Source organism: Pirellulales bacterium (assembly GCA_019694455.1).
Lineage (GTDB): Bacteria > Planctomycetota > Planctomycetia > Pirellulales > JAEUIK01 > JAIBBY01.
Genome location: JAIBBY010000022.1, coordinates 18,485 through 43,881, shown reverse-complemented (window position 1 = coordinate 43,881; position 25,397 = coordinate 18,485). Strand labels below are relative to the sequence as shown.

Genomic DNA, 25,397 nt, shown 5'->3' with positions numbered 1-25,397 from the left:
GCGAACGGAGCGTAGCCAAGAATATATACCAGCTCCGCGCGCCCCGCCAATCCGCGGGCAAATCCGTATTGCCGAACTGTAGCAACGGCCAGCCGGCGCTATGCCGCCGCCGACTTTGGCCGCAGTAGCAGCGTCACCAACAGCGACGAGGCCTCGAGCGCCCGCAAGGCGTGCGGCTCGCGCGCGGCGAGGTACAGCATGCTGCCAGCGATCAGCTCCACCGTCTTGCCCATCGTCGTGAAGGCGATGCGCCCTTCCAGGCACTGCGCGGTCATTTCGTCGGGCGCCTGATGCGTGGCGATCTCATGTCCCGCCGGCAGCGCCAGCCGAATCACCTCCAGCGCGTCGGTTTTCACCAAGGTGACCGTCTGCTGCTTACTCAGCCCCGCTCCCCACGGGCGAACGTCGATCAAGTTGCCCGCTTGGGCGTGCTCGATGGCCATCACTCTGACTCCGAAATGAATGTCCCGTTTTTAGCCCTGCCACGAAGATCACCAAAGCCACCGCCCCAAAGAAGAAGATGGTGTCCCCCGGCACCCGCATCCAGCGCAGGTTTTGCATGATCGGCGTCTGCATGAAGTCGCCGCTGCGAGCATACCAATAGCCTTTGTCCACCGAGGCCCAGGTTTGCATCAGGCCGACCGGCAACAAGCTCAGCACGCACATGGCGAACAGGCCGATGTTGAGCGACCAGAACGAGAACCGCAGCAGGCCGTCTTTCCATTCCACGCCCGGGATCAGCGCCCGCAGGCAGACCAGCATCAGGCCGATGCCCAACAGGCCATACACCCCGAACAGCGCGGCGTGACCGTGGACCGGCGTGGTGTTCAGCCCTTGCATGTAATAGAGGGCGATCGGCGGGTTGATCATGAAGCCAAACAGGCCAGCGCCCACCATGTTCCAGAAGGCGACCGCCACGAAAAAGTAGATCGGCCATTTGTAGCGTTGCACCCACGGCGTGACGCTCGAGCGGCGCAGGTCTTCCATCGCGTCAAAGCCCACCAAGGTGAGCGGCACCACCTCTAGCGCGCTGAACACCGAACCCCAGGCCAGCGCCACCGTCGGCGTGCCCGCGAAGTACAGGTGATGGCAGGTGCCGATGATGCCGCCCGCGAGAAAGATGGTGGCCGAGAGCAAGGCGGCCGCGGCGGCGATGCCGGGGCGCACCAGGCCCAGCCGCATGAAGAAGAACGCGATGACCGTGGTGGCGAAGACTTCGAAGAACCCTTCCACCCACAGATGCACCACCCACCAGCGCCAATATTCGACGATGGTCAAATGCGTGTGCTGTCCCCAGGTCAAGCCGGCGCCATAAAAGAGCGCAATGGCCGCGGTCGCCACCAACAGCAGCGAGACAAGCTGCTTTTGCCCCCCCTCGCCGCGCACGGCAGGCCACAACACGCGCACCATCAGCACCAGCCACAGCAACAGCCCCACCATGAGCGCCAGTTGCCATACGCGCCCCAGTTCGACGTATTCATACCCCTGATGCCCCAAATAGAACGAAACTTTATCGGACAGGTGGTTGTGTACGCTCAACCATTCGCCGGTCAGCGAGCCCACCACCACCAATAGCAGCGCCAAGAACAGCACGTTCACGCCGAGCGCCTGCCCCTTGGGCTCGACGCCGCTGACCAACGGGCCAATGAACAGCCCCGCCCCCAGCCAGGCGGTGGCGATCCAGAACAAACCAATCTGCACGTGCCAAGTACGGGCAACGCTATACGGCAGGAACTTGGATAGCGGAAAACCGTAGAAGCCGTCCCCTTCCACGCCGTAGTGCGCCACGAGCACACCCATGAGCATCTGCACCAGAATCAACGCTGCGACAATCCAAAAGTATTTCACCGTCGCGCGCTGCGAATCGGTGGCCTTCCAGCCACCCAAAGGATCGGTGTCTGGCAGCCGCGGCTCGGCCTCTTCCGAACGCCGAGCGGCGTACCACCACACCATGCCGGAAATGCCCGCCAACAGCACAATGATGCTCACGCCGGTCCACACCACCGACTCGCCAGTGGGGCGGTTGCCTACCAAGGGTTCGTAAGGCCAGTTGTGGGTGTAGGTGATGTGATCGTTGGGCCGGTTGGTGGTTGCGGCCCAGGAGGTCCAAAAGAAAAACGCCGCCAGGTTGCGCAAGCGCGTCGGATCGGTCACCGCGCCAACCGGAATGGCATAGTCGGACTCACCTTCGGAGAACACCTGGGAGTAGTGCTCCAGGTTGTTCTGGAACGCGGCGGCGCGGACCGGGTCGATCGTCACATCGCCAGTCGCGGGATCGTAGGTGTTTTTGCGGATCGAAGACTCCAGGCGGCCCTGCAACAGCGCCTTGTGCTCGGCCGACAATTCGTTGTAGGGCTTCTTGAATTCGTCGTTGGCCCAGCGGTTAAGAATGAACTCCGCCTCGCGATGGAGCCAATCGGCGGTCCAGTCGGGCGCCGTGTAGCTGCCGTGCCCCCAGATGGAGCCGACCTGCATGCCCCCCATCGACTGCCATACGTTTTGGCCCGCGGTGATTTCGCCCGGCTGGATCAACACGGTCCCCTCGGTGGTGACCACCCGCTGTGGGATGGGCGGCGCTTCTTGATAGATCCGCGTGCCAATCCAACCGAGCACCAAGAACGACAGCACCATCACGAGAGTGAAACCAATCCACAGTCGTCGCATTTACTGGACCTTTCCTAGCTTTTTCTGTACTCGCGTCACTGCGAGGTTGAAGATGTTTGACGGCCTAGAACGTCAAAGATGGGACAGTCCACGATCGCTGCTTGATGTTGGCATTCGGCCAACACGCCGGCCAGCTTTTGGCGCATCGCGTCGAGCTCGTCGATCTTCTGGTTGATGTCGGCCAGCCTGGCCTCCGCTAACGCCCGCACATGCACGCAGCGCGAGTTGGCGTCGAACCACAATCGCAGCAGCTCGCGAATTTCACTCAGCGAGAAACCCAACTGCTTGCTTTGCCGGATGAACTGCAAACGCTGCACCGCGGCGTCGTCGTACTGCCGATAGCCCGAGGGGCGACGCGCTGGCGCCGCTAGCAAACCCTCTTTCTCGTAGTAGCGAATGGTCTCGATGCCCACGCCCGAAAGGCGTGCGACGTCGCCGATTTTCAAGAAACGCACCGTAAAACCTCCTGCATGTGGAGATTATGGACTGTGGAGTATACTCCAGGGTCAATAGCCTCCCGGCCAGAAAGTTTCTGATTTGCGTTTTTTATAAGCCTATTGGACCACGGGTGTTGCCGCGCCGAGGCGCGCAGCGGCTATTTTTGCCGCGGCGCCGATTTATGCGGTCGCAAAGACAATGCGGTGCCGGTAGCTGCCGGTCGCGGGGTCGAGCTCGATCAGGCGGCCTCCCCGTTCCAGGTCGCCATAGCCAGACCAACCAGACACCCGGCCATAGACCAGTTCCACGCCTTCCCAATCGCCGCAGTAGTCGTTCTGGTGATCGTGGCCGCTGAAGATGGCGCGGACACGCTGCGCGTTCTTCAGCCTGGTGAAGGTGCCTCCCTGGTCGCTCTCGAAACAAACCCGCTCGCCAAAGATGCCGCGAAACGCATGCGCGTCTTGCAATTTATGGAACTCGACCACCGGGATATGAATCATCGCCACGGCCGGGCAGGCGATCTCGCGCTCGCGGTCGCGTTCTAGTTGGCGGCCGTACCAGTCAAGCTGGCGCCGGCTCACGTGCTTGCTGCCCGCGCGAGAACCCGAGTCAAAGCAATAGATCGTCCACATGGGGCGCTCGGCGCCCGGCGCCACCACATCCAGCCGGTACGAGTACTCGCGGTGGTCATCGGCGTCGAAGTAGCCGAAGGTCGCCTGCTTGAGACGCTGGCGATAATCCTCGGTCGAGACGGCGCCAATATCGTGATTGCCGAGCGAATGCGCCCACGGCACGCCCAGCCCATCCATAAAATCGATCGCCTCATAGCTCACGCGCGGGCCTTGATCGTTGTTGACAAAGTCGCCGGTGTGGTTGATGAAGTCGGGTTGATGCTGCTTTACCATCGCCGCGATCAGATCGAAGCTGCGCTGATCCAGTTCCTTGGCCTTGGCCGAGGGGCTGCCAAAATGAGTATCGGTGATCTGCAAGATGCGCAACGGCCGCGGCGACTCGGGCTGAAAGATCAGGTCGAAGTGGTCGGTTTCGCGCTGGCGAACTTCCAGCGCTTGCTTGGGACTGGCGTCAGCGGCCCGGGTCAACCCGGCGCAAGCGGTCACGGTGGCGGCGGCCAAGAACTCACGTCGGCGCATATGCGGTTACTCCTCACCCAGGTCGACGGCGGCAATATCGCCTGACAGTGTACACCGAAAATAGCGGGACACTGAATTGCGCCCCAGGAGAGTGAAAAATCCCGCCAGCGCGCGCCTTGGCGGCGCTAGCCCGCCGCGCGGCCGAAGATTAGGCCAACCGGGCAGTTGGACCAAGTGGAGACGAAGGGGATCGAACCCTCAACCCCTGCCTTGCAAAGGCAGTGCTCTCCCAATTGAGCTACGTCCCCGTGTGACAATTCTTGCGCCGGCGTCGTCGCCGGCCAGGCTGCGAATCGCCCCGCTGGGCCGCTGGCGAGTGCAGCAAATGGGAAGTGGGCGCACCAAGATTCGAACTTGGGACCTCGTCCTTATCAGGGACGCGCTCTAACCAACTGAGCTATGCGCCCGAAGCGACCGCCTGGGACCCCCACGACGCGGCAAGCGCGGTCGGAACCCTAGGCAATGCACAACTTTAGCCCACTTTTCCAGAAGGAAAGAGCTAATTCTAGGTACTCGGGTTCGCCTGTCAACCGAACGACCGGCGCGGCCGCGCTGGTCGCCCAGCGGCCAGATATCTGCCGGCAATCTCCCACTTTCTAGCGGGCAGCGGCAAAAAAAGAACGCTGCGCCTCGCTTCCAGGCCATGGCACGTCATTTGTACCGCGTTGCCAATGGAATGTATCCATTGAGCCACAAAATACGGAGAGCAACTGCCGTCATTCGCGATTCGACAAACGAATCGAGCGATCAACCGCCGGGGCGTTTATCACCGGCTCCACGGCGACACCAAAGAGCAAGTCGCGCCAGAAGTGAACGATCTTGATCGTCGTTTGGATCGCGCCGCGGCTAGCTTGTCGACAATAGGAGGAAGAACATGATTTCTGCACAGATGCAGGCGCTGCGAGAAAAGATCATCGATCCGGCGAGCAGCCCCTTGCCGGAGGAGGGACGTGCCCAGTTTATCGCCACCGCGCGAACAGAAATGACCCATTGGCTTCAACTCATGGGGGGCAGCGCGCTGGTCGGCATCGGACTCTCGCGCCGCTCGCTGACTGGCTTGGCCCTGGCTGGCATGGGGGGCTACCTGGCATGGCGCAGCTTCCAAGAACTGTATGGCCCCTGCCTGGAGGGCGAGCTCGACGAGGTTCCACGCCAGGGCAATCTCGAGTGCTCGATTGACGAAGCCTCTTGGGAATCGTTCCCCGCCAGCGATCCGCCCGCCTACAACACCTCCACGGCCTAACGCATCTCTATTTATCAAGACGGCCTCGAAGTGGTTTCAAACTCGGATCGTCTCCCACGTCCAATGACGATCGCTGGTTTGTCGCACGGCGCCAGGGCTATGCCCAAGATCGGCCACCAGCGCTTGCATCTCATCGAGCGACAGCGCCGCGGTCAGCGAGTCGGCGAACAGCGCTCGCTGCGGGGGCGTGGCGGCGGCGGCATGCAGGTCGACCAGTCGTGACAACTCCCCCCGCGTGCCCGGTCGCAGCAGGTCGCGCACAAAGATCGCCCCTCCCGGCTGGGTCACGCGCAGCGCCTCGGCCAGCACCGCTCGTGGCTCGGCGATGTGATGCACGATCGAATTCGACATCACGGCGGCAAAGGCCGCGTCAGGATACGGCAACCGCTTGGCGTCGACGCGGGCAAGCTCGATGCGGCCGGTTAGCTGCGCGGCGGCTACGTTCTTTCTCGCCAAGGCCAGCATGCTATCGGCGGCGTCGATGGCGACCACGCGGCAAGTGGCCACGCGCTGGCAAAGCGCGATCGGTATCTGCGCCGTGCCGGTCCCAAGATCCAAGATTTTCATACTTTGTGATGGTGGCGCAACGCGGTATGACGATGCGGCAACCGTGGCGGATGAACTGCTCCGTAGCGCCGCCAGAAAATCATCCACAAAGGCGCGGTTGACCGCCCCGTGGTCCATCTGGTCGTACTGTCGCGCCTCGTCGGCGCTGTCCATGACTTCGGGTTCCAATACGCGGTCGAGCATTGCTTGGCGCTCACGGCAGACGGCGGCGGCGTAACGACTTACAACAATTGTAAGAAATTCTGGGCGGCGGCCGTAATAAACTCTCCCCCCAAGCGTCTAATCATCTGGAGAGCGACGCAGGGGCGAACCGCAAACGGCGCCGCATGAGCCCAACCACACCAGCCGCAAATGACGAGCGCCAGCAAGCATGGGTCGAGCATGCGCTGGCCCAATACGAACGGCGATTGACGATCTTCGCCTGGCGGATCGTGGGTGAGCGCGAGTTGGCGCGCGATGTCGTGCAGGACACGTTTTTGAAACTGGCGCAGCAGGACCGCGCCGCGCTCGATGGCCATTTGGGGGCCTGGCTGTACACCGTCTGTCGCCGCCGAGCGCTCGATGTTTGCCGCAAGGAGTCTCGCATGCAAACCGTGTTGGATAGCGACGCCATCGGCCAGCCCGTGGCAGACAAACAAATCTCGCCACTGGAACGCCAAGAGGAGGCGGGGCGCGCGCTGCGACTGGTGGCCGCCTTGCCGCCACAGCAGCAGGAGGCGGTGCGACTCAAGTTCGAGCATGAGTTGTCGTATCGCGAGATCGCCGAGGTGATGGAGATCTCGGTGAGCCATGTCGGCGTGCTGCTGCATCACGCCTTGCGGCGACTGCGCAGCGAACTAACTCCACAGTGAACTGGCAACGTCGGAAACGCGAGAGAATTCAAACTAAGCGAGTCCACAGCATCCCTGAGTGGGGAAAATATCATGTCGACCTACCTCGATGATCCGCGCATCACCGCCTATGTGCTGGGCGAGTTGAGCGAGAGCGAGCGAACCGAGTTTGAAGCCGCGCTGCGCGACGCGCCCGAGTTGGCGGCCGCCGTCGCCGCGACCAACGAAACGGCGGCGCTACTGCGCCGCGAGTTGGCGATTGAGTGCGAGACCGCGCGGCCGCTGCCAGCCGCGGGCTTGGCGCAAGCTGTGCTCGGCGCCGTCGAGAGCGCAGGGCCTGTCGTCGCCAGCCCCGCCATTCAAGTCGCCCGGCCACTACGAACAACCGGCTTGCTGCGGCGCCGGTATCTGCTGCCCGCCGTGACCGCGGTGGCTGCCGCCGGCGTGGCGGCGGCGCTCTGGCTGCCGAGTGTTCAAACCGTAACGGAGCGCTCTAAATCAATGGCGAGGAAGTCGGGCGAGGAGGTGAATTTCAAACGGCGATCCATTCTCAATAGTCCTGTCGCCATGCCGACGGCCACTTCGCCGTCGAAGGACCGCGCCGATGCGCCAGCAACACCGCCCGCCGCGCAATCATCCCAGGTCTTGGGGCGCGCATTGCAAGAGCCGCCCGCGCCAAAGTCTGCCGCGCCGGCGCCGCCCTATCTAGTACGGGAGGCAATTCCGCTCGGCGAAGCCCCGGCCGTTGGCTATCCAGAACGACAGTATTGGCACGCTACTGCTAGGCGGAACGTCGCAGCTCAGATCAAGGGCGCTACGCCGGCCAGTAGCTATAGCAGTGATCTGGGTCTTGGTTTCGGGACGGTTGCAGAGGGGGAACGGGGCGTCAGCAATCAGCCTGCTCGCGAGTCGTATTATGTCGGCGCGCTCAAACTCAGTCCTGACGCCGACGGTGTCGATAAGCTTGAGCGATTTCGAGCATCGCCCCCGCGCCCCGACGTGGCGCCTCTCGACCACGAGCACAACACCGAAGCGTACGCGCGGATCAACGACAATCCGTTCCATGCCGTCGCCGATCAGCCGCTATCGACCTTCTCGGTCGATGTCGACACCGCCAGCTACTCGAACATGCGCCGCTTTCTCACCTCGGGCATGCTGCCCCCCCCCGACGCAGTGCGGATCGAGGAACTGGTCAACTACTTCGACTATCACTACGAGGGACCGACAGGCGAGCATCCCTTTGCCACGCACATGGAGGTGACCGCCTGCCCTTGGAACGCGGAGCATCGGTTGGTGCGCATCGGCTTGCAGGGACGCGAGATGCCCGCCGCTGAGCGGCCAGCGGCGAACCTGGTGTTTTTGCTCGACGTGTCGGGATCGATGGACGCGCCGAACAAGATGCCGTTGATGAAGCAATCTTTGCGGATGCTGGTCGAGCGGCTGACCGAACGCGACCGCGTGGCGATCGTGGTCTATGCCGGCGCCTCGGGCCTGGTGCTCCCCTCGACCACCGCCAACAACCAAGACACGATTCTCTCGGCGATCGAGCAGCTTCAGCCCGGCGGGTCGACCAACGGCGCCAGCGGTATTCAACTGGCTTACGAGACGGCGGTGCAGCACCTGGACAAGGAGGGAATCAATCGCGTGATTCTCTGCACCGACGGCGATTTCAACGTGGGCGTCACCAACGAGGGAGAACTAACGCGTCTGATTGAAGAAAAAGCCAAAACCGGAGTCTTCTTGAGCGTGATGGGTTTTGGCATGGGCAACTTCAAAGACTCCATGCTCGAAAAGCTGGCCGACTGCGGCAATGGCAACTATGGCTATATCGACACGCAAAACGAAGCCCGCAAGTTGTTCGGCGAACAGCTTGAAGGGACGCTGGCGACCATCGCCAAGGACGTGAAGATTCAGGTGGAGTTCAATCCGACCCACGTCGGCGGGTATCGCCTGCTGGGCTATGAGAATCGAAAGCTGGCGGCCGAGGACTTCAACAACGACCAAAAAGACGCCGGCGAGATTGGCGCCGGGCACACAGTGACGGCGCTGTACGAGATCGTGCCGGTCGGCAAACCGATCCAGCCGGGCGTTGATCCGCTCAAGTATCAACCCACGCGTCCGGCGCCAGACGCGGCAGCAAGCGACGAACTGTTGACGCTCAAGTTGCGCTACAAGCTGCCGCAGGCGGACACAAGCAAGCTGATCGAGCAGCCGCTCAAGGACGATGGCCGCGGCTTTGCACAGGCCAGCAAAGACACGCAATTCGCCGCGGCGGTGGCGCTGTTCGGCATGCTCCTGCGTCACTCAGAGCATGTTGGCGCCGGTAACTACGGCGCGGTGCTAGAAATCGCCGAGTCGGCCAGCGGCGACGACGTCACAGGCTATCGCCGCGAGTTTGTCGAACTGGTGAAAAAGGCTCGCCAGTACGCCGGTCAATGATGGTTGTAACCGCTTAAGGCGCGTCGGCCGGTTGCTGAGCCAGTTGATAGACGTGGTTGGCGAACGCCTCGGCATGATTGGGCAGTTGTCGCGCGAGCCGCGCCGACAACGGCTCGGCTGCGCCGTCGCGGCGCAGCACATTCAAATAGTCCTTGAGTACCGGCGTTGCTTGCGGTTGCCCTTCGAGCAGCAAGTGAACCCAGGCCCACGACTCGGCATAGTCAAGCTGCGTCATGCCCGCCGCGCTCAAGAGCGACTCCAGCCGCCGCATATCGGGGCGCCAACCGCCTGCGGCCAACTGCTGCGACAAGGCCTCGACATGCGGGCGGTTGAACCCCCGCCGGCCCCGTGGCACTTCAAAATATTCGGCCAGTCCCTCGTCGAGCCAGAGCGGCAAATTCGGCACGACCGCATGCAGATAGCCGTGCGCCACCTCGTGCCGCAAATCCTCGGCCACGCGGTCTCCCCAGTGAGCGTACACCGTTAGCTGGGTGTCGGTCTCGACAAAGAAGGCCCGCCTCTGCGGAAAGCTGGGAAAGCGCTGTCGCATGAACGCCGCGAACTTGTCGGCGTTGTCGAACAGGTAGACGTGAATCGGCTCGTCCGAGGTGGGCAGCGCCAACTTGACCGACAGGTCGTAGCGCTGCACGGCAAGCTCTTCGACCAGGCGATGCTTCTTCGGCAACGCGAACGTGCTCGAAACCACCAATTGATCGCGAACGATGGCCGTCTGGTCGGGCAGTGTCGGGGGCAGATCCGAGAAACGAGCGCAGCCCGCCAGCGCGCAAAGCCCTGCTACGATCATTGCGCGAACCGCCGAGATGGATGATTGATCGAGCATGGGCAAGATCTCGCAACTCGCTAGCCGGCCTTGCGGTGCTTGGCCAATGCCTGCTCGTGACATGCGCTCACCAGCCGCGCGAACTGCACCGACCAGTTCGCCACGCTGTAACGCTCTTCGACGGTGCGCCGCGCCTTGCGCCCCATCTCGCGCCGCAGTTCAGGCCGCTGCGCCAAAAGTTCAACCCGATCGGCCCATTCGCGCGGCGATGTGACCAAAAATCCGTTCTCGCCGTCAACGATCATCTCGCGATGCACGCCAATCGGGCTGGCGATCACTGGCAGACCCGCCGCCAGGTATTGCAGCACCTTGAGCCCGCACTTGCCGCGTGTCCAATCGTCTTCGGGCATCCAGGCCATGCCAATATCGGCGGTGGCAAGATCGGCGGCTTCCGTTTCCCGCGACCAGGCGCGCAGTTCGACCTCGATGCCGCAATCGGCGGGAAAGACGTCAGACACCACACGCAGTCGCAGGCCAGGCAGTCGCTCGGCCACGGCGGCCAGCAGCGGACGGGCGCGATCGAGATAGCCAACTGTCGAGCGCTGTCCGATCCACACCAGGCGCGCTTCGGCGCCGGCGCTGGCGTGTGTCGCCATGGAATACTGCCGCGGATCGACACAGGTCGGCGACAGTTTCACGCGGTCAGGTGGCACGCACGACGCGGCATGGTCGAAGAGATAGCTATTGGCGGCGATTATGGTGTCCGCCGCTGCCGCCGTGGCGCGGAACCGCGCCAACCGCGAGCGGCTCACCAGTCCCTTGGGCGAAAAGCTGTCGCGCAAAAATACCGCGTCGTCGAAGTCGAATAGCAGTACCCGCGCTTGGCGACGCAGGTACGTCAATTGCCATCGCTGCAACAAGCGCCGCTGCAGCAAAACGACATCGGCCGTGCGTGCCGCGCGAAACTGGGCCAGCCGCTGCCAGGCGCCGTCGGCAAGCGGCACCGCTTCCAGTTGCCAGCCCGCAGCGGCAAGCGCGGCTGAGTACGTCTCCAGGCGGTACCGAAAACAAACGTGATCGGGCGCCTCGGTGAGCGCGACCAGTCGCATAGCATTCCCTTGCGGTGCGTCGGTGATTGCCCCTCGGTGGCCCCAGCCGGCTCGGCATGGCGGGCAAAATAGGGTAGGAGCTTAGCAACCTGCCGGGATTTGCAGAAGCCCGACCGCCCGTCGATTGCCGAGCCTTCCAGGCAACCGGTGGCCGCCAACGAGTGGCGTGTTAAACTTTCCACGCTAATTGCCCGCACAGTACGCCATAAACGAGCCAATTGAGCCATGACGCGCAACGAGGAACTGCCCGCCGATCTACGCGAATCGATGGTGTCGACCGGTGACGTCCGCTTGCACGTGGTCGAGGCGGGCCCCACCGATGGGCCGCTGGTCATCTTGCTACACGGATTTCCCGAGTTCTGGTATGGCTGGCGGCGCCAGATCGGTCCGCTGGCGGCGGCGGGTTATCGAGTGCTGGCGCCGGATCAGCGCGGCTACAACACCAGCGACAAGCCGGGCCGGGTCCGCGACTATGCCATCGACCTCTTGGCGCGCGATGTGGTGGGACTGATCGACGCCTGCGGACGGCAGCGCTGCAGTCTGGTAGGGCACGATTGGGGCGCGGCCGTCGGCTGGTGGACGGCCATGCGCTATCCTCAGCGACTCGATCGGCTGGCAATCTTGAATGTGCCCCATCCGATTGTGATGCGGCGGCAACTGCGGCGCAGCTTTTCGCAGTTGCGCAAGAGTTGGTACATGTTTTTCTTTCAATTGCCCTGGCTCCCCGAAAAGCTGCTGTCGCTGCGGCGGTACGGATCGGCGCTCGATGGGCTACGTGGGACCAGCCGGCCCGGGTCGTTCACCGACGCGGACCTTCTGCAGTATGTCGACGCCTGGTCGCAGCCGGGCGCCATGACCTCCATGATCCACTGGTACCGCGCCATGCTGCGAATCCCTCCCGACAAGCTGGAGTCGATTCGAGTGCGCGTGCCGACGCAGATCATCTGGGGCGCGCAAGACCGCTTCCTCGGCGCGGACATGGTCGAGCCCAGCGCCGCCTTGTGCGACAACGTGCGCGCGCACCTCTTGGAAGAGGCCACCCACTGGGTGCAGCACGATGAATTCCAAGAGGTGAACGACCTCTTGCTCCATTTTCTGGCGGAGCGGTTCGAAGAGTTGCCCGTCGAACATCACTAAACCAGCCACGCAGCTTCTCCAGGTTTCGCAGCTTGATGGCGGCAATCGCTGCCCGACCTCGACCTTGACGCGCTTTGATCCCAGCGGCATCATCTGCGGCCCGTCGGATTGCCGCTGGTCGGCCGCAATGGCAAGGACGCCACGCGCGCGGCCCGCGACCATCGACGCAGACAGAAGGAGCCGAGCGATGAATTTTTACACGTGGGTTCGCGAAGGGGTGAAGCGCGCCATTCTGCTGGGCTTCGCCGACGCGATTGAGCAAATTGGCGTCCCGCACGAAAACGACGACGCCGGGCAGCAACTGCTGGCCGTGCTACGGCAAGGCAAAACGCTCGAAGCGCCGGAACGGGCGCCGGCTGCGACCACCGGCCGGAAACGCCTGGGACGCTCGCTCGACGAGATCGTCAAGAACCCGGCGCCGGCCGCGAGCTGAACCAGGGGCGCGGGCTAATCGTTCCGCCGCCGCCATTTCTATCTGGCGACCGCGCTATTCGATTGCCAGATTTGCCCCGCGAGCAGAGCGCGCAGTAAATTATAGATGCATGTCGGCGGACACCTGTGTGTTCGGCGGCGCGCCTCCGATTGAACTCGGCGCGGTAATCTTCACGTGGGAATCAACTCGTGATTGCTTCCAATGAACTCTGTCTCGCGCAGAAGTTCGTCAACGACTACACGGTTGATCCAATCCTGCCCGAGCATTTTGAAACGGAGGCCTGCGAGCGCTTCTTGACTGCTGGGATCACAGCGCACAAATGGCTCTGTCGCGCCGAGGAATCACTGCACGCCGCGGTGGAGCACGGCATTACACCGCATGATCCCACCTTGGACGAAGCCATCGAAGGGCTCTATCGACGCTGGCTGGCGGCCTGCGAGCGCGCCGAGTCATGGATCGACGCGAATTGGGACCACGGGACGAACCTAGAACAGTTGTCAGAGTTGCGCGCCTGCTGTGATGCGGTCCGCGCCCGGCTCGAGGATCGAAGCTGGTTGAAGCAATCGAGCAAGGCGGTAAAAGAGGGATTCGCGTCGGAGCCTTGGTAAGTGCAACGCGGACAAATCTATACCCTGCCTCCCGACGAGGACGGCAAAGAACGGCCCGTGGTGATTGTCTCCAGGGATAATCTGAACGCCGGCCATTCGGTGCTTGCGATACCATTCACTTCGCAACAACTGGACAAGCGCGGCAAACAGCCGTGGTGCGCGCTCTTTCGGGCTGGAGAAGGCGGGCTTAGCAAAGATTGTGTCGCACGCTGCGATCAGATCACGCTGTTTCGCAAGGCCGACATCAATACCTCCAAGCCGCCTCTGGGCCGGCTCACCGCCGCACAGATGCAACGTATCGTCGACGCCGTTCGCCATGCAATTCGCGACGACACGTTGCATGTTTAATCGTCGCTGCTGGCAACCATTTGGCGAATTCGCCCCGGTTCTGCGAGCGGGTTGAAGAAACCCGCTTTACCCCTTGGCGCGAACCACCTGCGCCCGATTCGGGTCTTGCGTGCCAGCGAGGGCGATCATCAGCGGATTTTCCGCTGATTCGCCGGCCCTGCCGCGCCAGGGGGCGCCTTGACCCTGCGGCACGCGCTGGCGGACAATCGGGGTTTCCCTTGCGCAATCCCTGCCGCCAGTGTGGATAACCCCCTGATGCCCGCCTCGTCCTCGGTTCCCGACGTCTCTGGTCGCTTTGGCTCCTACGGGGGCCGCTATGTGCCAGAAACGCTCTCCAAGGCGCTCGACGAGTTGGTGGCCGAGTACGAGCTAGCAAAGCGCGACGCCGATTTTCAGCGCGAACTGGCCGATTTGTATCGGCACTATGTCGGCCGGCCGTCGCCGCTGTATCACGCGCAGCGCTTGAGCCAACTGGCCGGCGGCGCGCAAATCTACCTCAAACGCGAAGACCTCAATCACACCGGCGCGCACAAAATCAACAACACGCTCGGCCAGGCGCTGTTGACCCTGCGGATGGGCAAGCGCCGTGTCATCGCCGAGACCGGCGCCGGACAGCACGGCGTGGCGACCGCCACCGCCTGTGCGCGGTTCGGGCTCGATTGCGTGGTTTACATGGGCTCAGAGGATATTCGCCGTCAAAACCTCAACGTCTTCAACATGCGCACCATGGGCGCCGAGGTGCGGCCCGTCGACACCGGATCGCGCACGCTGCGCGACGCCATCAACGAGGCGATGCGCGAATGGATGAGCAGCGTGGAAACGACTCACTACATTCTGGGTTCGGTCGTAGGGCCGCATCCGTTCCCGGTGATCGTGCGCGACTTTCAGTCGGTGATTGGTCGCGAGACCATCGATCAATGCCGCGAACAGCTCGGACGTCTCCCCGATGCGGTGGTCGCCTGCGTGGGCGGCGGTAGCAACGCGGCGGGCATGTTTTATCCCTTCGTCGAACATGGCGAGGTGGAGCTGGTCGGCGTTGAGGCGGGCGGCCGATCCAGCGAGCCGGGCCAGCATGCGTCGCCGCTGTCGTTTGGCCAGCCCGGAGTGCTGCATGGAAGCCACAGCTACGTGATGCAGGACGAAGACGGGCAGACTTGCGATGTGCATTCGGTCTCCGCGGGGCTCGATTACCCCGGCGTGGGTCCGGAGCACAGCTATTGGAAAGACACCGGCCGCGTGCGTTACACGGCCTGCCGCGACGACGACGCGCTGGCCGCGTACAGCACCCTGGCCCGGCACGAAGGCATTTTGCCGGCGCTCGAGAGCAGTCACGCTGTGGCCGAGGCGCTGCAATTGGCCCGTGGACGCGATCCGCGACAGGCGATCGTGGTGTGCCTGTCGGGGCGGGGCGACAAAGACGCGTACGAAGTGGCGCGCCTGCGTGGCGAATCGATTTGATTATTTAGCGATGACAACCGCTCAAGGCGTGCGCTACAGCGCTGCTTGAGTTGAAATGGTTGGCGAACTCCCAGAAGCGAGCGCGAAGATATGCCGGCCATCGACGATCTGTTTAGCTCCCTCCGCGCCGCGCGCCGCAAGGCGCTGATGCCGTTCATCACCGCGGGCGATCCCGATCTCGACTTCACGCAAGCGCTAGTGCGCGAGCTGGCCAGCCGCGGCGCCGACCTGTGCGAGATTGGGTTTCCGTATAGCGACCCGATCGCCGATGGTCCCGTCATTCAGGCTTCGTACACACGAGCTTTGGACAAGAAAACCAAGGTCGCCGACATCCTCGGCGCCATCGCGCGAGTCGAATTGTCCAGACCAATGCCGCTGGTGGCGATGGTCAGCTACGCCATCATCTATCGGCAAGGGATCGAAAAGTTCGTGGCTGCGGCGCAGCGCGCGGGGCTTGCCGGCGCCATCGTGCCCGACCTGCCGGCCGAGGAATCGCAGGGGCTGGCCGCGCTCTGTCGCGCCCGCGAGTTCAGCCTGATTCAATTGATTACCCCCACCACCACCAGAGAGCGCGCGCTGCGCATCGCCGATTCGACCACCGGCTTTATCTACTATGTCTCCGTGGCGGGCATCACCGGCGAACGCGCCGCCCTGCCGAGCGAACTGATCGACAATGTGGCTTGGCTGCGTGGCCAGACCGATCTGCCGATCTGCGTGGGTTTTGGCATCAGCACGCCCGACCATGTGCGGCAGTTGGCGCAAGTGGCCGATGGGCTGATTGTCGGCTCGGCGATTGTGCGGCGCGTGGCCGAGGCGGCAACCCGTCCGCGGGCCGACGTTTTGCGCGAGATTGGCGATTATGTCGCCAGCCTGATCGCCGCGCTGCCCCAGTAGCCTGGGGCGGGCGATCAGTCGATATTGACCCGGCCAAATTGGGCTACGTACTATGGCTGATGGGTGATAGCAACAGGCCCCAACGCAAGGGTTGCCGATGTATCCCTATCGCAGTCAGAATCCGCTGCAAAAATTCTTTGCCGGGTTGGCTGAGCAGACGTTCGAGTCGCGGCTGGGCGTCGCCGATCCGCCGCTGATCGATTATCTGGCCGAACTGTTAGTGCGGTTCGCGCGCTGCGACGCGATGTATGGCCTCCGCAACCTGGCGGGGCGTCGCCTGGAAGAAGTCGCCGAAATGTTGGTCGAGGCCGACCAGCGCGTGGGAGACGCGCGCCGCGCCATGCACCGTCAAATCGGCGACCTCACTCTATTCTGGTCCGGCGTTTATCCCGAGGCGCTGCGCCGCCTGCAAGCCGTCGATCGCAAGGATCATCTGCTCGATTATCCCGCGCAAGGCAAACGGGCGTACCACATCGCCAGCACCATCCCCACCGACAACGAGCCCCCCGCGGCCGAGGTGCTCGAGCGGCTGAGCCGCGAGTTCGAAATGTGCGTCTACGGACTGGGAGAGGTTCGCCGCCAATGGGAGCAAGAGGCAGACGGCGGCGGCGAGGCCCCCGCCCGACTCTGGATTTGATCGGCTCTCGGGTTGACAAGCTGCCGCCGCGGACGATTGGAAACCAGCGGCGACGGCTGGCTCAACCCGGGCGGGGAACAACCTAACTGCTTGCCGAACAGGACGGTTCGGTGGCCATCTCTCCCCCGGCCTGACTTTGCCAGTTCCCTGGCGCACCGGTAAAGGCCGACGGTCCAAGTTTTGCTCTCCCGCATCTTGGGGGCACAGGAATGAACTTATTTGGGGTGGCGAGCGCGTGGATTGCGCGCAGCTCAAAGTGGAGTCGGCCGGTGATTTTCGATAAAAGCGCAGGTTGCGCCGCCACTAGAGACTCTTCTGATCCGCCACGTGCCATGACAACAACCGATAACGAGGCGCCGCCAGTGGAATCGCTACGAATCTTGGTGGCAGAGGACACTCCGGCGAACCAATATTTGTTGACGCGATTGTTGACAGCGCGCGGCCATCAGGTGCGCTTGGCAGAAGATGGTGTCGAAGCGGTAAATCTGTTTACAGCCGAGCCGTTCGACGTGGTGCTGATGGATCTGCACATGCCGAATCTGGACGGCTTCCAAGCCTCCAGCGAGATCCGAGAACTGGAGCGCGCTCGCAAGACGCACGTGCCGATCATCGCCGTCACGGCCTATGTTTCGATCGATAGCCGTGCGCGTTGCCTGGACGCCGGCATCGACGTATTGATGCCCAAGCCAATCAATACTCGAGAGTTCATTGAACTTATCGAGCAATTTCCACGGCGCCACGACAGCCCCATCTCCGGCAACCCATCGTCGCTCGGCAGCCAAGATCTCTAACGTGTCTCGGCAGAGGCGCATGCCATCTGCGGCGAGCATTTCTCCCCGAAATCGTTCGCCCCACTGCGAGACGCATGTTACACTTGGGGCCGCGCATTCGCGCCACGGGTCGAGCAGGGGCTCACTGCTCAGATTTCGTCCGTCGGACACCGGACAGAGGAGACCCGCCATGATTGCGCGCCGAGCTTTTGCGCTCGCCCTGGGGCTATCGTTTGTCGCACCCGCTGTTCTCGCCCAGACTGTTGTGCCGCCGCTCTACACGACTCCGGTCGCCAGCGACCTGGACAACCCGCTGTTTGTCACCGCGCCGCCCGGCGACAGTTCGCGCCTCTTCGTGGTCGAGCAGCGCGGCAAGATCAAGATCATTGAAAACGGCGTCCTGCAGTCGACGCCGTTTCTCGACCTGACCGCGGCGGTGGGACAAACCGGCAATGAGCAGGGACTATTGGGTCTGGCCTTCGATCCCAACTACGCCACCAATCACAACTTCTATGTCAACTACACCGATCGGTCCGGCGACACGCGCGTGGCCCGTTATCAAGCGTCGGCCAATCCCAACCTGGCGCTGACCACCGAGAGCCGGTTGCTCTACATCGATCAGCCCTATTCCAACCACAATGGCGGCTGGATTGGCTTTGGGCCGGACAACTACCTCTATGTGGCCAGCGGCGACGGCGGCAGCGGCAACGATCCGCAAAACCGCGCGCAGAACCTCAACAGCCTGCTCGGCAAAATGCTGCGCATCGATGTCTCGCGCGACGACTTCCCCGCCGACGCCGCGCGCAACTACGGCATCCCGGCCGGCAACCCGTTTGTGGGCGCCACCGGCGCCGACGAGATCTGGGACTACGGCCTGCGCAATCCCTGGCGCAACAGTTTCGATCGCGCGACGGGCGATCTCTACATCGGCGATGTGGGACAGGGAGAACGCGAAGAAATCAGCTTTCACGCCGCGGGCGCGGCGGGCGGAGTCAATTTTGGCTGGCGTATCTTTGAAGGATCACTCCCCACCGGCATCGATCCCGACACCATTAATCAAACCCCGCCCATTCACGAGTACACGCACGACGACGGCTACTCGGTGACCGGCGGCTACGTCTATCGCGGCGACGCCATCGAGGGTCTGCCCGGCACGTACTTGTTTGGCGACTATGGCAGCGGCCGAATCTGGTCGTTCCGCTACGACGGCGCGACGAAGAGCGATTTTCGCGAGTTGACCAGCGAACTAGGTGAGATCGGCTCGATCGCTTCCTTTGGCGAGGACGCCAACGGCGAGTTGTATGTCGTGAGCCTCAGCGGCAGCGTCTATCGCATCGATGGCCGACTGCTGGGAGACGCGACGGGCGATCGCCAGGTCGATGGCGCCGACTACACCGTGTGGGCCGATAACTTCCACGGCTCGGGTGGTTTCGACAGCGGCGACTTCAATCGCGATGGCGCGATCGACGGCGCCGACTACACCATTTGGGCCGATCGCTTCCAGCCAGGATCGGCCGTGATTCCCATTCCCGAGCCTCCGGCCGCGCATTTGGCCTGGCTGGCGGCCGGCGCCGGCGGATGGACGCTGTGCTGGCGACGGCGGCGGGGACTCGCTTCTGGTTGAATGGCGCCGATAATGGAGGGGTCGGGGTTCGATCGCCTCCTTGAACTCGGTGGTCTTGATGATCGCACGCATCGCTTGGCTGCGCAGTTGCCTGATGCTGGCGATCGCGCTGGCCTGCGCGCGCGCGGCAAACGCCACGGTGGTGGTGATGTCGAATCGATCGGCTGCCGCCGTGCCATTCTCTGTTTCGCAATCGATCGAGCGCGACGGCAAGTCGACCCCCGTGTCGCGCAAGTTCAACCTGGGCTCCGGCGAGCTGTTGCCAATCGCTGTTTTGCCGCATATTCCCATCAGCCTCGATTTCGAGTCCGCTGGTCATCCGCTCCACTACAACCTGGAGGGAGATTCGACCTATTATTTCGCCAACACCACTCTGGGCGGCGTGAATCTCGAGCAGATCGGCATTCCGCAGGTGATGCAGGTCGAAAGCGAAGTCACGGCCGCGACCAGCGCCGCTCATCCGCGCAAGCGGTTGCCGGGGCTGGCGACGATTCCGGTCAAGCTGCTGGTGGACGACGACGAGCGGTCCAGTCGCGACCAATGGGAACCGCGGGTGCGCAAGCGGCTGGCCGCGGCCTCCAAGATACTGGAACACGTCTGCCGCATGCGTTTCGAGGCAGTGGCCGTCGAAACGTGGGATTCCGACGACAAGGTGAACGACTTCAATCAATCGCTCGCCGAGTTCGAGCATGAGGTGCTGCCCGCCCCAGGCAGGCTGGTGATCGGCTTCACCAGCCAGTACGAAGACACCCGCGGCCCCACCAAGTTGGGCGGCACCCGCGCCGCTTTTTATCCCTACATCCTGCTGCGCGAGTGGAGCAAGTATTACGCCGAGCCCGAGCGGCTGGAACTGTTGGTTCACGAATTGGGGCATTATCTCGGCGCGGTGCATAGTCCCGAACCCAATTCGGTCATGCGACCGATGCTCGGCGACAAGCGCTCGCGGCTCAAGGCGTTTCAGATCAATTTCGATCCGGTCAACGCGCTGGCCATGTATTTGATCGGCGAGGAGTATCGCGCGCGCGGCAATGTGCGCAAACTCACCGAATTGACCCCCGTGACGCGGCGCAAATTGTTCAACATCTACAGCGAGATCAACCGCGCCCTGCCCGGCGATCCGGCGGCCGAACAATACTTGATGTTGCTCGGCGACGTGTCGCATTTGAGCGAAGAAATGCGGCGCAAGCTGAACACATCTCCCGCTGCCCGCTAGGCCGCGGCGCCGTCCCGCATCAACGAACCAGGAGAAACTCCCTTGGCCGAGACAGATGTTTCATCGCCGCCCCACGCGGCGTCGGCGGTCGGCGACGACGCGGTGCTCACTCCAGCACAACTCGCCGAGGCCAAGGAGTATGGCCATAGGCACCTGCTGGCGGGGCTCGCCGATATGGCGGTGGATGTGGTCTATCTGACTATCGCCGCGCTCGTCTTGGCCGTGCCGCTCGATCACTGGTTGGCCCACTACGTGGCTAGCGACACTTTGCGGCTGATCGCATTGTTTCTGATCGTGCTGGCCCTGCACGAGTGCCTGTCGTTCCCGCTCTCGCTCTATTCGGGCCATTGGCTCGAACAGCGCTACGGGCTTAGCCGCCAGTCGCTCGGCCGCTGGGTGTCGCGGCACTTCAAGCAACTGGCGCTCGGGGTGGCGCTGAGCGTCACGCTGTTCGTCGCCCTGTTCTGGGTCATCCGCTGGACCGGCCCCTGGTGGTGGCTGGCCGCGGCGGCCGGCTTTTTTGTCGTCAGCGTGCTCTTGAGCCAACTGGCGCCGGTGCTCATCCTGCCGCTGTTCTACAAGATCGAGCGATTGGACAGTCCCGTACTCGCCGAACGCATGGAGCGCCTGGCGCACGGCACCGGCCTGTCGATCGAAGGGGTCTACCGCATGCAAATGAGCGACGAAACCGCCAAGGCCAACGCCATGTTGGCCGGTATGGGAAGCACGCGCCGCGTCATCATGGGCGACACCTTGCTCGATGGCTTCACCCCCGACGAGATCGAGGTGATCTTTGCCCACGAGATTGGCCACCACGTGCATCGGCACCTGCACAAGTTGATTGGGCTGGGCCTGCTATTCGCCATTGCCGGTTTTTGGCTGTGCGACAGGGTCTTGGCGGCGTGGGTGACGCGTGTCTCGGGCGAGTTGAACTACGCCGAGTTGCCGGTGAACGCCATGCCGCTGGTGGTGCTGGTGCTGACCTTGTTCTTCATGGGGGTCGGACCGCTGCAAAACCTGATCAGCCGCCACTTTGAGCGCCAATGCGACCGCTACGCGCTGGTTCGCACTGGGCTGCGGGAGGCATATCAAAGCGCTTTTCGCAAATTGGCCCGCCTCAATAAAGACGATCCCGAGCCGAATAGGTGGGAGGTGCTGTTGTTTCACAGCCACCCGCCAGTCGGCGAGCGGCTGGCGGCAGCAGATTTGTAATCGCCTGGATGTAAGCCCCGGCTGCCAGCACGACGCTGGCAGCAGGGGCAATCTCTGGGCCATGGCGCTCGTAGGGACTGCGATGGCCACCACCACGTTTGACCGCCACCAGCCGGCGGCGAAATCGAGAGACGTAAACGAACGGGACGACCGCCGATCGTCCGAGCGACAATCGCAGTTCGCCTTGCCGCGCGGCCTGGTCGGACATGCGGCGGGCTGGATCATGGCGGTGAAGAACCGTCCCATGAATCGGCTGGCGGTGGAGTTGCTCGATCCCGACCCGGCCGATCGAATCCTCGAAATCGGCATCGGCGCCGGCGCCGCGTTGCAAATGCTTGCGCGGCGCGCGGGCCCCGGCCGAATCGCCGGCGTCGATCCTTCGGCCACGATGCTAAAGCAAGCTCGCTGGCGCAATCGCCGCGCGGTCGCGGCCGGCGTCGTGGAATTGCGGCAGGCGGACGCGGCCCGCTTGCCGTTCGACGACGGCAGTTTCGCCAAAGTGTTCGCTGTGAACAGCTTTCACTTGTGGCCAGCGCCGTTGGCCGGTTTGGCCGAGGCGCGGCGGGTGTTGACGCCCGGCGGTATGCTTCTGTTGGCGCTGCGCATGTCGCTGGCCAAACCGACTTGTTTCTCAGCGCCGGGCCTCACCGAGGCCCAGGTACAACACGCGGCCCAGCTTGCGCAGCACGCCGGATTTCAGGACGTGCGACTGTTGCGGCGCCGCGCGGGCCGCCAGACCACCTGCCTACTCGCCTGGTGCTGAAGCGCTGCCCGCGCGTTGACCAGTTGCGGAGCGCTGTCGTACACTCATGGCCAACTTGCGGGTGGCCGATTCAAGTGGTTAGCCCGCAAACGTTTGGGGCCAGATTCCGCAATTTGGCGAAAGCAAAGGCAACGGCCATGAGCCATGGTGGCGCTAGCGGCACCGAATTCGAAACGATGCGCGGGCGAAATTATCCCGCCATTCGGCAGTTCACGGTCTTTCTGGAGAATCGTGTCGGGCAACTACTGGAAGTGGTGCGCCGCTTCGAGGGGAGCAAGGTGCGGATTGTCGCCCTGTCGATTGTCGACGCCACCGAGTGCGCTTTTGTGCGGTTCGTGCTGAGCCATCCCGAGCAAGGGCGCGAAATTCTGGAGCGGGCCGGTCTGGCCTTGATCGAAAGCGATCTGATCGCGGTCGAGTTGCCCAACGTCAGCCAACCGCTGGTCCGTGTCTGCACGGCGCTATTGCAGGCCGAGGTGAACATCATCCAAACCTACGCGCTGCTGGCGCGCCCTGGCGAGCGCCCCGCCGTGGCCCTCATGGTCGACAACATCGAGATGGGACTCGACACACTCGCCGGCAAGGGATTCACATTGCTCAGCGAAGGCGACCTGGTCGGCGAGGATTGACGCTGCTGCGTCAGTTGGGGGGCAAGAGCGACGCGCCCGCCGGCTCTCGATACAGCTGCCCCTTGTGATACAGCGCCAGTCGAGCCTCGATGGCCGCCAGTCGCCGCGCGTTCTGCGGCTGCGCTAAAAGTCCCACGGCCCGCTGCGCCGCCTCGGTGGCGCCCGCGAAGTCGCCTTGATCGGCCCGCGCCGCGGCCAGCGCGTCCAGCGCCAGCGCATCGTCAAAGTTGGTCGCCACGCACAATCGATGCGCTAGCGTCACGGCCTCTTTTCCGTTGCGCAAGTTGGCATCGGCCGCCGTGGCCCAAATCCAGGCTAGCCGCCGCGCCCCTTCGCGCCATTGGGGCTGGCGACCGAGCGCGGCGGTATAAACCGCTACGGCCTCGGCAGGCTTCCCGTCGCGCAACAGCGAAATGGCCAGGTTGTTCGCCGCGTCGATCGAGTACGGATCGATCGCCAGCGCTTTTCTCAAACTGGCGATGGCCTCCGCGCGACGCCCCAGCGTGTCGAGCAAGACGCCGCGATTGGCCAGCGTGACCGGATGTTCGGAGTCGATGGCCAGCGCGCGATCGCAGTGCAATAGCGCCTGCCGCGCGTCCCCTTGCCGCAACAGCGCCACGGCCAGATCGTTCTCGGCCTCCACCGAGCGCGGATTGAGGCGGATCGCGGCGGTAAACGCCTCGTTCGCTTCGGCAAGCTGCCCGCGATTCATCCATTCGGCGCCAAGCCGCGTGGCCTGAGCCGACAGATTGCGATCGCGCGCGGCCCCCAGCACCGCTCGACGAAACAGCGCCACCGCGTCAACGTGGCGGCCACCTTTCAAGTGCACCTCCGCCAGAAACGCGGGCACAATCCGCGAGTTCGGCGCCAGCGACAGCGCTTGCTCATAACAGCTTGCGGCCTCGTCCAACCGCCCTGCCGCTGTGAGCGCAGTCGCCAGATAAAACAGCGGCTCCACGACCAGCGGATTCTCAAGCGCCGACTGGCGTCGTTCGGCCAGCGCCGACTCGCGCTGGCCGGCACGTTCAAACTGCTGCGCGCGATCTTCGCGGGCGTAGACGCTGCGCGGATTCGCCGCCAAGGTGAAATCGGTCCAGGCGCGACCGTTTCGCCAGACCGCTGTCTGATCAAAACTCAAAACCGCGAGCATGCCCAGCATCGCCCCGACACCTCCTACGAGCGCGCGGCGCGGTGATCGCGCAACCAACCAAGCCAACGCCAGCGCCGGGCCGAGCATGGCCAGATACATATAGCGGTCGGCGACCGTGGAAACGCTTTGATAGGCAAACGGGACCAACCCCAACACCGGCGCCAGCGCCGCCAATGACACTAAAAGCAAGGCCAGCCACTGCCGCCGATTCGGCAACCATGCGACCAGCGCCAACAGCGCGGCGGGCAGCAGCCACGAGATCCAAACCGTCTTTCCCCGCGCAAGCTCCGTAACGCCGCGACCATAATCGGGGCAAAGCCAGACCGGCCAAATGAGCTTGCGCAAATAAAACGAAATGGCGTCGGCCGCAATGAATGGCCGCATGGCGATCGCCGGCGGCTCAAAAGTGATGGCGCTCCCCGACTGCGCGCCGCGCGTGACCAAGAGCGCGGCCGCGGCCATCGCGAACCACAATGCCAGTGGTGGCGCGATCTCGCGCCAAGGCCGATCCAGAAAATAGCGCGCCAGTAGCGCGGCGATCACCGGCAGCGCGGCGACGCTCGGCTTGGACAAGAGCGCCAGACCAAACGCCACGGTCGCCGCCGCGTAATGCCACCACTTACCTCCCGAGCCGCGCGCGTGTTTTCGTTTGCCGTGTCGGCCGGACGCATCGCGGCCAGCCTCCACAAAACGCAGATACTGCCACAGCGCGGCCAATCCCAAACTGGCGCTGAGCAGCCCCTTGTTTTCAGTCACCCAGCCCACGCTCTCCACTTGCAAGGGATGCAGCGCAAAGAGCAAGGCGCCCAGACAGGCGGCCAGGTCGCTCTGCGTGAGTCGCCGCGCGATGACAAACACCAACACCGCGCACGCCGCGTGCAGTAGCACGCTGCCCGCGTGAAACACACGCGGGTCGAATGCCACCCGAGCGCCGCGACGCGGCGCCTCGCCGGCCGGCCACGCCAACAGCGCCTCCGCGCTCCAAAACGTGTAGGTCGCGGGGATATACAACCCCAGATACGGCTCGCGCCAGAAGCGAGCCACGTGCCGCAGACTCGGCGGATTCAATTGCGGATTGAGCAGAATGTTGTCGGGGTCGTCGCGCCCTAAAAAGTCGAAGCCGATCACGCGGCCAAACACCAACAGTGTAACCAATGCCACCAGCGCCGCGGCCAACCACGGCGCCATTCGCTGCCAGCGCGGCGCGTCGGCGACCGACTGGCTCGATTCGCTGGAACGGGACGCGGATTTTTGGGTGGTGGCGGGCACAGGTCAGCGCGTTTCTGGGGCCCTAACTTG

The 25,397-nt window shown here is 63.4% G+C and carries 24 protein-coding genes and 2 tRNA genes; 16 read left to right on the top strand and 10 right to left on the bottom strand.

Annotation, left to right across the window (positions count from 1 at the left end):
• Positions 1–98 precede the first annotated feature (98 nt).
• The 6 genes from K1X71_10860 to K1X71_10835 all read right to left on the bottom strand — a co-directional run bounded on the left by K1X71_10860 (position 99) and on the right by K1X71_10835 (position 4,660).
• Positions 99–443 (bottom strand): cupin domain-containing protein, encoded by a 345-nt coding sequence (locus tag K1X71_10860; protein MBX7073636.1) that lies wholly within the window; start codon positions 441–443, stop codon positions 99–101.
• Positions 376–2,664 carry a nitric-oxide reductase large subunit gene (locus K1X71_10855; GenBank protein MBX7073635.1) on the bottom strand — a complete coding sequence of 763 codons (2,289 nt, stop codon included), beginning with the start codon at positions 2,662–2,664 and terminating at the stop codon, positions 376–378. The genes K1X71_10860 and K1X71_10855 overlap by 68 nt, the downstream gene beginning before the upstream one ends.
• Positions 2,665–2,699: 35 nt before the next feature.
• On the bottom strand, positions 2,700–3,119 hold the full coding sequence (locus K1X71_10850) for a heavy metal-responsive transcriptional regulator (GenBank protein MBX7073634.1): 420 nt from the start codon (positions 3,117–3,119) through the stop codon (positions 2,700–2,702).
• Positions 3,120–3,281: 162 nt separating this feature from the next.
• Complete coding sequence (locus K1X71_10845) at positions 3,282–4,253, bottom strand: metallophosphoesterase (GenBank protein ID MBX7073633.1); 972 nt, start codon at positions 4,251–4,253, stop codon at positions 3,282–3,284.
• A 175-nt stretch (positions 4,254–4,428) separates the two neighbouring features.
• Positions 4,429–4,501: transfer RNA gene (locus K1X71_10840), tRNA-Ala, on the bottom strand.
• A gap of 85 nt (positions 4,502–4,586) precedes the next feature.
• Positions 4,587–4,660, bottom strand: a tRNA-Ile gene (locus tag K1X71_10835).
• 467 nt (positions 4,661–5,127) lie between these two features.
• Here K1X71_10835 and K1X71_10830 point away from each other — a divergent pair.
• Positions 5,128–5,496, top strand: a complete 369-nt coding sequence (locus K1X71_10830; GenBank protein ID MBX7073632.1) for a hypothetical protein — start codon at positions 5,128–5,130, stop codon at positions 5,494–5,496.
• A 36-nt stretch (positions 5,497–5,532) separates the two neighbouring features.
• On the opposite strand, the gene K1X71_10825 is transcribed toward K1X71_10830, so the two are convergent.
• Positions 5,533–6,246, bottom strand: coding sequence for a class I SAM-dependent methyltransferase (locus K1X71_10825; GenBank protein ID MBX7073631.1), 714 nt, complete (start codon positions 6,244–6,246; stop codon positions 5,533–5,535).
• A gap of 143 nt (positions 6,247–6,389) precedes the next feature.
• Here K1X71_10825 and K1X71_10820 point away from each other — a divergent pair, with 143 nt between their 5' ends.
• Together K1X71_10820 and K1X71_10815 are read left to right on the top strand one after the other, a co-directional pair.
• Positions 6,390–6,914 (top strand): sigma-70 family RNA polymerase sigma factor, encoded by a 525-nt coding sequence (locus K1X71_10820; protein ID MBX7073630.1) that lies wholly within the window; start codon positions 6,390–6,392, stop codon positions 6,912–6,914.
• A 546-nt stretch (positions 6,915–7,460) separates the two neighbouring features.
• Positions 7,461–9,332, top strand: coding sequence for a VWA domain-containing protein (locus K1X71_10815; protein ID MBX7073629.1), 1,872 nt, complete (start codon positions 7,461–7,463; stop codon positions 9,330–9,332).
• 13 nt (positions 9,333–9,345) lie between these two features.
• Here K1X71_10815 and K1X71_10810 read toward each other — a convergent pair whose 3' ends face one another.
• The gene (locus K1X71_10810) at positions 9,346–10,173 is read right to left on the bottom strand and encodes a DUF1570 domain-containing protein (protein MBX7073628.1); all 828 of its coding nucleotides are present in this window, start codon (positions 10,171–10,173) and stop codon (positions 9,346–9,348) included.
• Between the two features lie 20 nt (positions 10,174–10,193).
• A complete protein-coding gene (locus K1X71_10805) occupies positions 10,194–11,222 on the bottom strand; it encodes a glycosyltransferase (GenBank protein MBX7073627.1) in 1,029 nt (342 codons plus the stop codon).
• A gap of 225 nt (positions 11,223–11,447) precedes the next feature.
• Here K1X71_10805 and K1X71_10800 point away from each other — a divergent pair, with 225 nt between their 5' ends.
• The 13 genes from K1X71_10800 (at position 11,448) to K1X71_10740 (ending at position 22,948) form a co-directional block, all read left to right on the top strand.
• A complete protein-coding gene (locus K1X71_10800; GenBank protein MBX7073626.1) occupies positions 11,448–12,359 on the top strand; it encodes an alpha/beta fold hydrolase in 912 nt (303 codons plus the stop codon).
• Positions 12,360–12,546: 187 nt separating this feature from the next.
• Entirely contained in the window at positions 12,547–12,792 is a 246-nt protein-coding gene (locus K1X71_10795) for a hypothetical protein (GenBank protein MBX7073625.1), read from the top strand.
• 188 nt (positions 12,793–12,980) lie between these two features.
• A complete protein-coding gene (locus K1X71_10790) occupies positions 12,981–13,400 on the top strand; it encodes a hypothetical protein (protein ID MBX7073624.1) in 420 nt (139 codons plus the stop codon).
• On the top strand, positions 13,401–13,748 hold the full coding sequence (locus K1X71_10785) for a type II toxin-antitoxin system PemK/MazF family toxin (protein MBX7073623.1): 348 nt from the start codon (positions 13,401–13,403) through the stop codon (positions 13,746–13,748).
• Positions 13,749–14,003: 255 nt separating this feature from the next.
• Positions 14,004–15,206 (top strand): tryptophan synthase subunit beta, encoded by a 1,203-nt coding sequence (trpB, locus tag K1X71_10780; protein MBX7073622.1) that lies wholly within the window; start codon positions 14,004–14,006, stop codon positions 15,204–15,206.
• Positions 15,207–15,296: 90 nt separating this feature from the next.
• Entirely contained in the window at positions 15,297–16,100 is an 804-nt protein-coding gene (trpA, locus tag K1X71_10775; protein ID MBX7073621.1) for a tryptophan synthase subunit alpha, read from the top strand.
• A 97-nt stretch (positions 16,101–16,197) separates the two neighbouring features.
• Positions 16,198–16,737: a hypothetical protein gene (locus K1X71_10770; GenBank protein MBX7073620.1), complete on the top strand. Its 540-nt coding sequence runs from the start codon at positions 16,198–16,200 to the stop codon at positions 16,735–16,737.
• Between the two features lie 332 nt (positions 16,738–17,069).
• Positions 17,070–17,528, top strand: coding sequence for a response regulator (locus K1X71_10765; GenBank protein ID MBX7073619.1), 459 nt, complete (start codon positions 17,070–17,072; stop codon positions 17,526–17,528).
• A gap of 169 nt (positions 17,529–17,697) precedes the next feature.
• Positions 17,698–19,131: a PQQ-dependent sugar dehydrogenase gene (locus tag K1X71_10760; GenBank protein ID MBX7073618.1), complete on the top strand. Its 1,434-nt coding sequence runs from the start codon at positions 17,698–17,700 to the stop codon at positions 19,129–19,131.
• Positions 19,132–19,189: 58 nt separating this feature from the next.
• Positions 19,190–20,344, top strand: a complete 1,155-nt coding sequence (locus K1X71_10755; protein MBX7073617.1) for a matrixin family metalloprotease — start codon at positions 19,190–19,192, stop codon at positions 20,342–20,344.
• Between the two features lie 42 nt (positions 20,345–20,386).
• The gene (locus K1X71_10750) at positions 20,387–21,556 is read left to right on the top strand and encodes a M48 family metallopeptidase (GenBank protein MBX7073616.1); all 1,170 of its coding nucleotides are present in this window, start codon (positions 20,387–20,389) and stop codon (positions 21,554–21,556) included.
• 82 nt (positions 21,557–21,638) lie between these two features.
• Positions 21,639–22,319, top strand: a complete 681-nt coding sequence (locus K1X71_10745; GenBank protein MBX7073615.1) for a class I SAM-dependent methyltransferase — start codon at positions 21,639–21,641, stop codon at positions 22,317–22,319.
• A 137-nt stretch (positions 22,320–22,456) separates the two neighbouring features.
• Entirely contained in the window at positions 22,457–22,948 is a 492-nt protein-coding gene (locus K1X71_10740; GenBank protein ID MBX7073614.1) for an acetolactate synthase, read from the top strand.
• A 10-nt stretch (positions 22,949–22,958) separates the two neighbouring features.
• Here K1X71_10740 and K1X71_10735 read toward each other — a convergent pair whose 3' ends face one another.
• The gene (locus K1X71_10735; GenBank protein ID MBX7073613.1) at positions 22,959–25,367 is read right to left on the bottom strand and encodes a tetratricopeptide repeat protein; all 2,409 of its coding nucleotides are present in this window, start codon (positions 25,365–25,367) and stop codon (positions 22,959–22,961) included.
• Positions 25,368–25,397 lie beyond the last annotated feature (30 nt).